Genomic DNA, 11,227 nt, shown 5'->3' on the forward strand with positions numbered 1-11,227 from the left:
CCGCTTGGCGAGCTACCCTTCCCCCGCACCAACTGAGATGGAGGTGGTCGTGTCCGCCCGACAGGTGACGCTCGCCGAGGTGGCCAGGCAGGCGGGCGTGTCGCTGGCGACCGCGTCCCGCGTGCTCAACGGCAGCACCAGGCAGGTGAGCGACGAGCTGCGCGACCGCGTGCTGGCGACCGCGGAGGGGCTCGGCTACGTCGTGAACGCCTCGGCGCAGGCGCTCGCGCGGAACACCAGCTCGCTCGTCGGGCTCGTGGTGCACGACATCACGGACCCGTACTTCTCCTCGATCGCCGCGGGCGTGACCCGCGTGGCCGAGGAGGCCGGGCTCGTCGTGGTGCTGGGCACGACCGGCCGGGCGCCGGACCGCGAGGCCGAGCTGGTGTCGACGCTGCGGGCGCACCGGGCGCGCGCCGTCGTCCTCGCCGGTAGCCGCACCGCCGACCGCAAGGCGCAGGCGAGGCTCGCCGGCGAGATCGACGCGTTCACCGCGCAGGGCGGGCGGATCGCGTGCGTCTCCCAGGCGAAGCTCGCCACGGACACCGTCGTCCCCGGCAACCGGGCGGGCGGCCGCGCGCTGGCGCGTGCGCTCGCCGAGCTCGGGCACAAGAAGTTCGCCGTGCTCGCCGGACCGGCGGACCTGGTCGTGACCCGCGACCGGCTGGCCGGCTTCAAGGCGGGGCTCGCGGACGCCGGACTGGCCGCGCCGACCGTCATCGAGGGCGCGTTCACCAGGGACGGCGGCTACGAGGCCGCGCTGGAGCTGCTCGCCAAGAAGACCAAGGCGACCTGCGTGTTCGCCGTGAACGACGTGATGGCGATGGGCGCGATGGCCGCGCTGCGGGAACGCGGCGTGCGGGTGCCGGACGACATCTCGATCGCCGGCTTCGACGACATCCCCACGCTGCGTGACACGGTGCCCGCGCTGAGCACCGTCCGGCTGCCGCTGGAGGAGATGGGCGCCCAGGCCGCGCGGCTCGTGCTCGACGAGGGGAGTGACGTTCCCCGCACCGTACGGGTGGCAGGAGAAGTGGTGCTGAGGGAGAGCACGGCGGCCAACTAGAATGGCTGTCGTCCTGCATCTGATTTCTTGAGGAGTTGAGCCGTCCCCGTGGGTACTGGCCCCGGCTGGCATACCAATCCGGTCCCCCTCTCCACTGGAGCTGGCCGGTGACCGGAGTAACCCTGAGCGTTCTCGGCCTGTTGGCGGTGGTGGCACTGACCGCGGGCACGTTCATCGCGGTGGCCGCGGAGTTCTCGCTGACCGCACTCGAACGCAGCACGGTCGAGAAGCACCTCGCCGAAGTCGGCGACAGCAAGGCGAAGACGATCGACAAGGCGCATCGGTCGCTGTCGTTCCAGCTCTCCGGCGCACAGCTCGCCATCACGCTGACCACCCTGATCACCGGTTACATCGCGGAGCCCGCGATCGCGGAGCTCATCCGGCCCGGCCTGACCGCGCTCGGCGTGCCCGCGTCGTTCGCGGGCGGCCTGTCGCTGGTGATCGCGCTGGCGCTCGCCACGACGTTGTCGATGATCTTCGGTGAGCTCGTGCCGAAGAACCTCGCCATCGCGAAGCCGCTGGAGACCGCACGCGCTGTCGCGGGCATCCAGGCCGGGTTCTCGTCGGTGTTCCGCTGGCTGATCACCGGCATGAACGGCGCGGCGAACTGGCTGGTCCGGCGCTTCGGCGTCGAGCCGGTCGAGGAGCTGGCGTCGGCCCGTTCCCCCGAGGAGCTGGGCGCGCTGGTCCGCACGTCGGCCCAGCACGGCACCCTCGACCAGAGCACCGCGGCGCTGCTGGACCGCTCGCTGCGGTTCGGCGATCGCACGGCCGGAGAGCTGATGACCCCGCGTGTGCAGGTGGAGGCGCTGAAGGCCGACGCGACCGTGCTCGACCTGGTCGACAAGGCCAGGGAGACCGGGTTCTCCCGCTTCCCCGTGCACAACGGCGACCTCGACGAGGTGCGCGGCATGGTGCACGTGAAGCAGGCGTTCGGCGTGCCCGCCGCGTTGCGCGGCACGACGCCGCTGTCGGCGTTGACCCGCCCGGTGCAGACCGTGCCGGAGACGCTGGAGGGCGACGCGCTGCTCGATCGGCTGCGCGCGTCCGGCCTGCAGACCGCGCTCGTCGTCGACGAGTACGGCGGCACCGCGGGCATGGTGACGCTGGAGGACGTGGTCGAGGAGATCGTCGGCGACGTCCGCGACGAGCACGACCGCGGCGAGGCGGCGCCCGTCCGCTCGCTGGGCAAGGACAGCTGGATGGTGTCCGGCCTGCTGCGCGACGACGAGGTGCTGGAGGCCACCGGGTTCGACATGCCGTCCGGTGACTACGAGACGCTCGCCGGCCTGGTGCTGGCGCGGCTCGGCCGGATCCCGGACGTCGGTGACGAGATCCGGGTGGACGGCTGGCGGGTGACCGTGATGCGGATGGATCGGCACCGCGTCGCCGAGCTCCGCGTCGCGCGCGTCGAAGCGGCGGTGGCCCAGTGAACTTCCTGATCGTGGTTTTGTTGTTGGCGGGCAACGCCTTCTTCGTCGGCGCCGAGTTCGCGGTGATCACCGCACGACGCGACCGGCTGGAGGCGCTGGCCTCGCGCGGCAGTTCACGCGCGCGCACCGCGATCAAGGCGTCGCAGGAGCTGCCGCTGCTGATCGCGGGTGCCCAGCTGGGCATCACGCTGTGCTCACTGGGTCTCGGCGCGATCGCCGAGCCCGCGCTGGCTTCGTTGCTGGAAGCCCCCCTGGGCGCGCTGGGCCTGCCTTCCGCACTGGTGCACGGCATCGCGTTCGCCGTCGCGCTGGTGCTGGTGGTCGCGGCGCACACGATCCTCGGCGAGATGGTGCCGAAGAACCTGGCGATCGCCGGTCCCGAGCGGGCCGCGCTGTGGCTGGTTCCGGTGCACTACGGGTTCAGCCGGATGATCGCGCCGGTGCTGGCGCTGTTCACGCACGCGGGCACGTGGGTGCTGCGGCGGTTCGGCGTGGAGCCGGTGGACGAGCTGGAGTCGGCGTACACGCCCGACGAGCTGGCGCTCCTCATCGGACAGTCGCGTTCGGAGGGCCTGCTCGAGGACTCGGAGCACCGCCGCCTGGCGCAGACCCTGTCGTCGGCCGAGCGGATCGTCGCGGACGTGCTGGTCCCGCTGGACCGGCTCACCACGGTGTCCGCGTCCCCGACCGTCGGCGAGCTGGAGACCGTGGTCGCGTCGACCGGGTTCTCCCGCTTCCCGGTGCGCTCGGACGGCAGGCTGGCCGGGTACCTGCACGTGAAGGACGTGCTGGATCTGCTGGGTTCGTCGGCGGACACCCCGGTGCCGCGCACGCGCATCCGCGGCCTGCCCGAGGTCCCGGTGGACGCCCGGTTGGACGAGGCACTGGCGGCGTTGCGCCGCGCGCAGTCCCACCTGGCGCGCGCCGTCGACGCCGATGGTGAGCTGCGCGGTGTCGTGGCGCTGGAGGACCTGGTCGAGGAGTACGTGGGCACCGTCCGCGACGGCACCCACGTGCGCCGCTTCGACTAGAACTGCCGGCCGAGCTGGTCGAACAGGGTGTTCGTGCCCTGCTCGCGCCACTCGACCCGGTCGAGGTCGTCGAAGAAGGCACCCTGCTCGGTGTAGGTGAGCCGGGTGCCTTCTCCGTCCGGCTCGATCTCCACGGTCGCGACGCTCACGCTGGTGCGCGTCTCGTCCTGGTACATCTGGTAGGTCGTCACGATCCGCTCGTTGGGCACGATGTCCTGGTAGACGGCCTCGTAGCGGTGCAACGTGTCCTCGGCCTTGCCGCTGACGTGCTCGCGGCCGCCGATCCGGAAGTCCAGCTCGTGGTCGGACGTCTCGTGCGGCCCGGCGAACCACTTCGCCTTCTTCTCGGGGTCGCTCCAGGCGTTCCACACCTTCTCCGGCGACGCCGGGTAGGTGCGCTCGATCGTGAACGTCGCGTGCTTGACGGTCATCGTTCCTCCTCCAGGAAGTCCCCGAGCCGGTCGAGCTTGCGCTCCCAGCTCGTACGCCTCTCGGTGATCCACTGCTCGGCCGTGCGCAACGCGACCGGCTCGATCTGGCACGTCCGCGTCCGCCCCTGCTTCGACGTGCTGACGAGACCGCTCTTCTCGAGCACCTGCAGGTGCTGCACGACCGCCGGGAGCGACATGGCGAGCGGCTTCGCCAGCTCGCTCACGCTGGCGGGCCCCCGGCACAACCTCTCGACCATGCTCCGGCGGCTCGGATCGCTCAGCGCCTGGAACATCAGGTCGAGCTGATGGTTAAGCATATACTTAACCATCGCATCGCTGTCGTTTTTCGGCAACCCCGTTCGACGTACAGGTATGACACACGTTTACACGAGCGCGTCCATGTCACTCGACGGCTACATCGCAGGCCCTGGCGACTCCGGGTTCGACCACCTCTTCCAGTGGTACGGCAACGGCGACGTCGAGATCCCGACGACCGACCCGGAGATGACGTTCAAGCTCACGCCGCAGTCCGCGGCCTACTTCAGCGCGAGCACCAGGTCGACCGGCGCCCTCGTGGTGGGCCGCCACCTGTTCGACTTCACGTCCGGCTGGGGCGGCGAGCACACGCTGGGCGTGCACACGTTCGTCGTGACGCACTCCGTGCCTTCCGGGTGGGAGCACTCGGAGAACTTCACGTTCGTGACCGACGGCATCGAGTCCGCGATCGCACAGGCCAAGAAGCACGCCGGCCCGGACCGGGTGGTCGGCGTGAACGGCGGCACGATCGCGCGGCAGTGCCTGGAGGCGGGGCTGCTGGACGAGATCTGCGTCGACCTCGTGCCCGTGCTGCTGGGTGCCGGGACGCCGTTCTTCTCGGAGCTGCGGAAGGTTCCGGTGACGTTGGAAGGGCCGACGACCGTGATCGAGGGCAAGGCCGTCACGCACCTGCGGTACAAGGTGGTGCATCCGTGAGGTAGAACGGTGCGGTGTCGATCGAGCCGGACCTGACGTGCATCATCGCGGACTGCGCGGCCATCCGCCTGGACCAGTTCGATCGATGTCTGGCTCATCTGGGCGAGACAGACCTGAACGAGTTCCTCAGGAAGCTCGAATCCAGGTCATACCTTGAGCTGCGAGGCACCACGATCAGCTCCGACCTGTTGAACAGGATGCTCGAAGCCGTGTCTCGCTCCGCCGGGCAGTGGAACTTCGACGAGTGCACATTTCCGGAGCCGGTCGAGCTCAACGACGTCACGTTCACCGAACTGGATCTCACCAACGCGGTCTTCCACGCGGACGTCAGGTTCAGCAGGTCAACTTTCCACGGCGACCTGTCAATACTCGCCACGGAGTTGCACGGACACGTCCGCGCGGACGAAGCCACCTTCACCGTCGGCTGCACGCTGGATTTCCACCTGCCCGGAAGCATGATGGAGCTCAGCTACTCGAACTTCTCGGCGAGCAGCCACATCACGGTGAAAGGCGCCAGGTTCGCCAACCTGGAGAGCACGGTTTTCCAGCAGCGGGCCCAGATCAGAGCCGAGGTCGGCGCGCTGGCACTGGACGGCGCGCGCTTCGAAGACGGAGCGACGATCGTGAACCGGGGCAACACGAGAACCAGCCTGCACAAGGTGCACTTCGCTTCCCCGAGCACGCTGTCCGGCGGTCGCGTCAGCACTCTCGCGGAAACGGACGTCTCCAATCTGACGCTCGCCGAGGTCGACCTCGGGAACTGCCTCTTCGCCGCAGCGCACCACCTGGACGAACTGCGCCTGGAGGGGCACAACCCGTTCAGCCGCCCACCCTCAGGCGTGCACTCCGGGTGGGCCTGGCCGCCGGTCTGGTGGTGGACCTCCCGGCGGGTCGTCGCCGAGGAACGCATCTGGCGCAGGAAGCAGCGCAAGTCAGCGGGCTGGGAGGATCACCGGGCCGACGCGGTCACGCCGGAGCGCGTGTCCGCGCTCTACCGGTCACTGCGCAAAGCCTTCGAGGACAACAAGAACGAGCCGGGCGCGGGCGACTTCTACTACGGCGAGATGGAGATGCGGCGACACGCGCCGTCGACCAGCCGGGCCGAGAAGGTGATTCTCGGGCTGTACTGGGCCATCTCCGGATACGGGCAACGCGCCAGCCGCGCACTGGCCGCGGTGACCCTGCTGGTCGCCGTGCTCACCACGTCGCTGATCGGCTGGGGTGTGCCGGAGAACGCCCCGACGCCGGCCCCCGGCACCGTGCAGGTCGTGCAACTGCCGAAGGACCGGTGGACCGGAGATCGGCTGAACAAGTCGCTGCGACTCGCGCTCGGCTCGGTCGTCTTCCGCGACGCCGACCAGAAGCTGACCGACGCCGGCGCGTGGACGGTCATGGCTGGGCGGGCGATCGGCCCGGTGCTGCTGGCACTGGCCGCGCTGGCGATCCGCGCGAGGGTCAAACGATGACCTACTCGGAGAGCGTGATCCCGGTGTCCGGCGACATGTCGTTGTTCGTGGCGCAGACCTCCGGACACCGGCCGCTCCTCGTGATCCACGGCGGCCCGGACTGGGACCACAGCTACCTCCGCTCCCCCGTGGACCGGCTCGCGATGCGCGTGGTGCTGCCGGACCTGCGCGGCTGCGGACGTTCGGCGAAGGCCGCGGAGTACACGCCGGACCTGGCGGTCGGAGACCTGCTGGGCCTGCTGGACGCGTTGAACATCGAGCAGGCGGACTTGCTGGGCTTCTCGTACGGCGGCATGCTCGGCCAGCGGCTCACGCTCGCGGCGCCTGATCGCGTCCGGTCGCTGATCGTGGCGTCGAGCAGCATCCTGCCCGTCCTCACCAACGCGTTCGAGGGCTGGACCGAGCGGGATGCGTTGCGAGCGGCCGAATCCGCGGTCTGGGAGTCCTCCCTGGAGGGCCCGGAACTGACCCGGACAGCGGCTTTCGCCGGTGCACCGGCCAACGTGTGGCAGGCGTTGCCCACGTACCTGCGGCTGCTGCACGAGGTGCGCTTCTCCGCCGAGTGGATCGGCCCGTGGCGTGCGGGCACGTTGCCGCCCGCACGGCCCGAAAACGCGCTGGAACGCCTGGCAGCGCTGGACATCCCGATCCTGCTGCTGCACGGCCGATACGACATGATCTTCCCCGCGTCACTGGTCTCGCAGGTTTCGTTCGCGCGCAAGGTGATCCTCGACGACGCGGGGCACATGGCGCACGTCGACCAGCCGCGCGCCTGGATCGCCGCCGTCGAAGAGTTCCTGAGCTGCGGATTTACCGCCGCCTAACCACGCGGACCGAGTGTTTCCCCAACAAGAACCAGGGCTGGGGAGAACCACCATGCTGAAGACACTGGCCGCCGTCGCCGCCGTGGCGGCCGCACTGCTGAGCACCGGCACCGCGAGCGCGGCCGAGGTGCCGCCGGGGTGCGCGAGCGCCAAGCAGATCGGCACCACCGGGTACGTGCAGTACCAGGGCAAGACGATCGCCTCGGTGAAGCAGTTCGCCGGCTGCGGCAAGAACTGGCCGTACACCTGGGTGTGGGACTCGTACGCGAGCGGCCGGAACTACCGCGTGTCCAACTGGATCGCGGAGATCAAGGGCGACGAGGAGATCCCGCACGGCGGCGCGCAGGGCGTGCGCAACAAGCAGGAGGTGTGGGGCGCGCCCGCGAACACGATCAAGAGTTGCACGCGCGCGGTCACGTCGGTCACCACGACCGGCGACAACTACGTCTCCGCCTGGACCGACCTCCGCTGCTGACGCGTCCGGTGCAACCTCGGGAACCAGGCGGTCGTCTTCTCTCAGTGATCGACATCTGGGGAACACCAGACCTCCGAGGAGACCCACATGCAGTTCACCAAGGCCGCGGCCGGTTCCGCACTGGCCGCGGCCGCCCTGGTCGGCAGCGCGACGACCGCCGTCGCGGCACCCGCCGAGCTCTACCACGTGACGGCGTGGCACGACGTCAACATCCGTTCCTGCGAGGCGCGGTCGTGCCCGGTCGTCGGGCACATCGAGGCGGGTGAGCGGCACATCGCGTACTGCTGGACGGACGGGGAGACGATCAGCGACTTCGGGATCACCAACAACATCTGGCTCATGGTGAGCAGGCAGGACGGCGGGCGCTGGCTGGCCAGCGCCGTGTACTTCCAGGGTGACCGGTACGCGAACCTGCCCGCGGACGCGCACTGCGACTACTGAGGGGCACCGGCGGCGGGCACGCGCCCGCCGCCGGGCTGTGGCGGGAACGCCGGAGCGCGCTCACGCTGTACCGGTGACCAGATCCGGCGAGCGGCTGTTCGGGGCGCGGTTCGTGCTGCTCACGGTGGGCGATCTCGGCTACTTCACCGCGACGGGCGTCGCGATCTACGCCCTGCCGCTGTACGTGACCGGCCCGCTGCGTTCCGACGAGGCCGCCGCCGGGCTGGCGTTCGGCTCGTTCGCCGTCTCCGCGCTGGTGCTGCGGCCGTTCGCGGGACGCCTGACCGACTCGCTCGGCAGGCGGCCGATGCTCGTCGGTGGCGCGCTGCTCTGCGTGCTGGGCCTGGTGCTCACCGCGTTCGCCAACACGCTGGTGCCGGTGATCCTGCTGAGGTTGCTGCTCGGCGTGGCCGAGGCCGCGTTCGTCGTGGCCGGGTTCGCCGCACTCGCCGACCTCGCCCCGCCCGCGCGCCTCGGCGAGGCGCTGAGCTACAACTCGCTCGGCCTCTACCTCGGGCTCGCGCTCGGGCCACCGCTCGGCGAACTCCTGGTGGAGCAAGGGAGTTACACCGTCGCCTGGCTGGGAGCGGCGGCACTGGCGGTGGCGGCGACCGCGGCGGTGGCGTGCATCGGCGAGACCCGCGCGCCCGAGCGCTCGGCGACGTCCCACGCGTTGATCCACCGCAGGGCGATCGCGCCCGGCATCGGCTTCTGCACCTCACTCGCCGCGATCGGCGGGTTCCTGACGTTCGCCGCGCTGCACGCCGGAACAACGGGACTGCAGAACACCAGCCTCCCGCTGTTCCTCTACGGAGCAACCGTCGTGGTGTGCCGGATCGCGTTCGCCAGGGTGCCGGACAAGCTGCCGTCGCTGCCGCTGGGCGCCGCGGCGCTGGCGGCCATCGCCGCCGGGCTGGCCGTGGTGGCCTCGTGGACGACACCGGTGGGCATGCTCGCCGGGACTGCCCTGATGGCGGTGGGAGTCACGTTCAGCACGCCCGCGTTCTTCGGCGCCATCTTCGCCACCGCGCGCCCCGAGGAACGGGGCGCGGCGGCGGGCACGGCGAGTGCGTTCATCGACCTCGGACTCGGCGGCGGGCCCATCCTGCTCGGGCTGGTCGCCCGCGCCGCGGGCATACCGTGGGCCTTCGGCGCCGCAGCAGGCCTCGCGCTCGCCGGGTGCGCGTGGACGTTGTTCGTCCACAAAGGACTTTCGAGGTCCTAGTCGACGAGACCGGCCTTCGCGGCGCGACTGATGTCGTCGGCCAGCACCTCCTCGCGGTCGTGCTCGAGTGCATCGATGACCTGCGACACCACCGACTCGGGGGTGATCTTCGGCGCGGTGACCTCGGCAACCATGTCCGTGTCGATGAACCCCGCGTGCACCGCGACGACGAGCGTGCCCTGCTCGTTCAACGCCAGCCGGGTCGACTTGGTGAGCGACCACGCCGCCGCCTTGGACGCCGCGTAGCCCCGTGACCGCGGCCAGCCGAGGAACGACAGCACGGACAGCACGTTGACGATGGCGCCACCGCCGTTGCGGCCCAGCACCGGCCCGAACGCGTCGGTCAGCATCAGCGGGCCGAAGTAGTTCGTCTCCATCTCGGCCCGCGGGTCGTCCGCCCGCAGGATGCCCGCGTTGTTGATCAGCAACGTGGTGTCGCCCGCCAGGTCGACCGCGGCCTCGACGGACGCGCGATCGGTGACGTCGAGCTGGATCGGCTTCACCAGCGGATCGGTGATGGACAACGGATCCCGCGCGGCGGCGTAGACCGTCGCACCCCGAGCAGCCAGCTGCCGCGCGAACTCCCGGCCCAGACCGCGGTTGGCACCCGTCACGAGCGCGACCGCACCTTCGATCTTCACAGTTCTCCTCCTAGTACCCGCCGGGACTGGCGGGCGAGAGCGAGCAGCCGTCCGTCGGCTGCCCACACGGTTCCGTCCTCGACGGCCCAGCCGCCCGCGGCGTGGTCGGTGCGGATGCGCACCAGCGCCCAGCCGTCGACGGGCTCAGGATGTCCGAAGTGGACGGTCAGTTCGGCGGACGGGACCGGCAGCGGACGCGTCCAGATCGCGAACAGCGCGGGCGGCAGCGCGTCGACGAGCACCACGGCGGACTCGGCGTCGAGCGGGCGGCCGTCCAGGAAACGCATCCAGGCCACCAGTTCCGCCCGCGGGCCGCCCGCCAGCGGCAGGTCGCGCGTGGCGGGCCGGATCTCCAGGTGTTGCGCGAACGCGGCGAGCTCGCGCGGCGGCGTGAACCGGTCGCAGTCGTGCGGCGGCGGAACGCGCGGCGCGGGCGTTCCCGCGTACTCCGGCCCGCGCTGCGCAACGCCGAACGCGGCCGTCCCGAACAGCGCGACCTGACCGCCCTGGTGACCGGTGAACGACGCGACGGTCGCGCTGCGCCCCTCGCGGTCGACGCGCGTCTCGAACGTCAGCGGCCGGTCGTCGACGGCCTCCAGGTAGTGCACGTTCAGCAGTCGCGCCTGCCTGTCGGCGGGACGCACCGCGGCCAGCGCGGACGCGGCGAGCAGCCCGCCGTGCGCGCCGCCGAACCCCCACCAGGTCCGATCGATGACCAGCATGCCCACTCCCCTGAGTTGGAAATCCCAACCCACTATCACCAGCTGGGTTGGATAAGTCAACTAACTGCTATCGTGGTCACATGGCACGCACCTGCTCCATCGCGAACGCACTGGAGGTCATCGGCGAGCGCTGGACCCTGCTGGCCCTGCGCGAGGTGTTCTTCGGCGTCCGCCGCTTCGATCAAATCGCGAAGAACACTGGCGCGAGCCGCGACATCCTGGCCGCGCGGCTGCGCAAGCTCGTCGACGAGGGCGTGCTGACCAGGGAGCAGTACGAGGAGCACCCGCCGCGGTTCGAGTACGTGCTGACGCCGTCCGGCCAGGACCTGCACCAGGTCCTGCTGATGCTGATGGACTGGGGCGACCGGCACGTCACGCAGGGCCCGCCGCCGATCGTGTGGGAGCACTCGTGCGGCGCGGTCGTGCGGCCGGAAGCCGTGTGCGCGCACTGCCGCGAGACCATCAGGCCGGAGGACATGGCCCGCCAGCTACCGTGATCG

General features: G+C 70.4%; 14 protein-coding genes. 10 read left to right on the top strand and 4 right to left on the bottom strand.

Going from position 1 to position 11,227, the window contains the following annotated elements:
- The first annotated feature begins 49 nt into the window (after window positions 1–49).
- The 3 genes from FKR81_RS11415 (at window position 50) to FKR81_RS11425 (ending at window position 3,530) form a co-directional block, all read left to right on the top strand.
- Window positions 50–1,066, top strand: coding sequence for a LacI family DNA-binding transcriptional regulator (locus FKR81_RS11415; protein WP_146350973.1), 1,017 nt, complete (start codon window positions 50–52; stop codon window positions 1,064–1,066).
- A 107-nt stretch (window positions 1,067–1,173) separates the two neighbouring features.
- Window positions 1,174–2,499, top strand: a complete 1,326-nt coding sequence (locus tag FKR81_RS11420) for a hemolysin family protein (protein WP_146350974.1) — start codon at window positions 1,174–1,176, stop codon at window positions 2,497–2,499.
- Window positions 2,496–3,530: a hemolysin family protein gene (locus FKR81_RS11425; RefSeq protein ID WP_146350975.1), complete on the top strand. Its 1,035-nt coding sequence runs from the start codon at window positions 2,496–2,498 to the stop codon at window positions 3,528–3,530. Before FKR81_RS11420 ends, FKR81_RS11425 begins: the two co-directional genes overlap by 4 nt.
- Here FKR81_RS11425 and FKR81_RS11430 read toward each other — a convergent pair.
- Together FKR81_RS11430 and FKR81_RS11435 are read right to left on the bottom strand one after the other, a co-directional pair.
- Entirely contained in the window at window positions 3,527–3,961 is a 435-nt protein-coding gene (locus FKR81_RS11430; RefSeq protein WP_146350976.1) for an SRPBCC family protein, read from the bottom strand. The two genes, FKR81_RS11425 and FKR81_RS11430, sit on opposite strands and share 4 nt — an antisense overlap.
- Window positions 3,958–4,278: an ArsR/SmtB family transcription factor gene (locus FKR81_RS11435; RefSeq protein ID WP_186762915.1), complete on the bottom strand. Its 321-nt coding sequence runs from the start codon at window positions 4,276–4,278 to the stop codon at window positions 3,958–3,960. Before FKR81_RS11435 ends, FKR81_RS11430 begins: the two co-directional genes overlap by 4 nt.
- A gap of 55 nt (window positions 4,279–4,333) precedes the next feature.
- Here FKR81_RS11435 and FKR81_RS11440 point away from each other — a divergent pair, with 55 nt between their 5' ends.
- From FKR81_RS11440 to FKR81_RS11465, 6 genes are all read left to right on the top strand, one after another.
- On the top strand, window positions 4,334–4,933 hold the full coding sequence (locus FKR81_RS11440; protein ID WP_146350978.1) for a dihydrofolate reductase family protein: 600 nt from the start codon (window positions 4,334–4,336) through the stop codon (window positions 4,931–4,933).
- Between the two features lie 14 nt (window positions 4,934–4,947).
- A complete protein-coding gene (locus FKR81_RS11445) occupies window positions 4,948–6,399 on the top strand; it encodes a pentapeptide repeat-containing protein (RefSeq protein WP_146350979.1) in 1,452 nt (483 codons plus the stop codon).
- Complete coding sequence (locus tag FKR81_RS11450) at window positions 6,396–7,223, top strand: alpha/beta fold hydrolase (RefSeq protein WP_146350980.1); 828 nt, start codon at window positions 6,396–6,398, stop codon at window positions 7,221–7,223. Before FKR81_RS11445 ends, FKR81_RS11450 begins: the two co-directional genes overlap by 4 nt.
- Before the next feature lie 52 nt (window positions 7,224–7,275).
- On the top strand, window positions 7,276–7,698 hold the full coding sequence (locus tag FKR81_RS11455) for a hypothetical protein (RefSeq protein WP_146350981.1): 423 nt from the start codon (window positions 7,276–7,278) through the stop codon (window positions 7,696–7,698).
- 87 nt (window positions 7,699–7,785) lie between these two features.
- On the top strand, window positions 7,786–8,139 hold the full coding sequence (locus FKR81_RS11460; protein ID WP_146350982.1) for an SH3 domain-containing protein: 354 nt from the start codon (window positions 7,786–7,788) through the stop codon (window positions 8,137–8,139).
- Window positions 8,140–8,176: 37 nt separating this feature from the next.
- Window positions 8,177–9,364 (top strand): MFS transporter, encoded by a 1,188-nt coding sequence (locus FKR81_RS11465; RefSeq protein WP_407936515.1) that lies wholly within the window; start codon window positions 8,177–8,179, stop codon window positions 9,362–9,364.
- Here FKR81_RS11465 and FKR81_RS11470 read toward each other — a convergent pair.
- Entirely contained in the window at window positions 9,361–10,005 is a 645-nt protein-coding gene (locus tag FKR81_RS11470; RefSeq protein ID WP_146350984.1) for an SDR family oxidoreductase, read from the bottom strand. The two genes, FKR81_RS11465 and FKR81_RS11470, sit on opposite strands and share 4 nt — an antisense overlap.
- Window positions 10,002–10,727, bottom strand: coding sequence for an acyl-CoA thioesterase (locus FKR81_RS11475; RefSeq protein ID WP_146350985.1), 726 nt, complete (start codon window positions 10,725–10,727; stop codon window positions 10,002–10,004). The genes FKR81_RS11470 and FKR81_RS11475 overlap by 4 nt, the downstream gene beginning before the upstream one ends.
- Window positions 10,728–10,807: 80 nt before the next feature.
- Here FKR81_RS11475 and FKR81_RS11480 point away from each other — a divergent pair, with 80 nt between their 5' ends.
- A complete protein-coding gene (locus tag FKR81_RS11480; protein ID WP_146350986.1) occupies window positions 10,808–11,224 on the top strand; it encodes a winged helix-turn-helix transcriptional regulator in 417 nt (138 codons plus the stop codon).
- Window positions 11,225–11,227 lie beyond the last annotated feature (3 nt).

It is taken from the genome of Lentzea tibetensis, assembly GCF_007845675.1.
In the GTDB taxonomy this organism is placed as follows: Bacteria; Actinomycetota; Actinomycetes; order Mycobacteriales; family Pseudonocardiaceae; genus Lentzea; species Lentzea tibetensis.

Coding starts and splice junctions, on each gene's coding strand:
- FKR81_RS11440 (WP_146350978.1), top strand. CDS start 4,334: ATGACACACGTTTACACGAGCGCGTCCATGTCACTCGACGGCTACATC.
- FKR81_RS11475 (WP_146350985.1), bottom strand. CDS start 10,727: ATGCTGGTCATCGATCGGACCTGGTGGGGGTTCGGCGGCGCGCACGGC.
- FKR81_RS11450 (WP_146350980.1), top strand. CDS start 6,396: ATGACCTACTCGGAGAGCGTGATCCCGGTGTCCGGCGACATGTCGTTG.
- FKR81_RS11480 (WP_146350986.1), top strand. CDS start 10,808: ATGGCACGCACCTGCTCCATCGCGAACGCACTGGAGGTCATCGGCGAG.
- FKR81_RS11455 (WP_146350981.1), top strand. CDS start 7,276: ATGCTGAAGACACTGGCCGCCGTCGCCGCCGTGGCGGCCGCACTGCTG.
- FKR81_RS11460 (WP_146350982.1), top strand. CDS start 7,786: ATGCAGTTCACCAAGGCCGCGGCCGGTTCCGCACTGGCCGCGGCCGCC.
- FKR81_RS11430 (WP_146350976.1), bottom strand. CDS start 3,961: ATGACCGTCAAGCACGCGACGTTCACGATCGAGCGCACCTACCCGGCG.
- FKR81_RS11435 (WP_186762915.1), bottom strand. CDS start 4,278: ATGCTTAACCATCAGCTCGACCTGATGTTCCAGGCGCTGAGCGATCCG.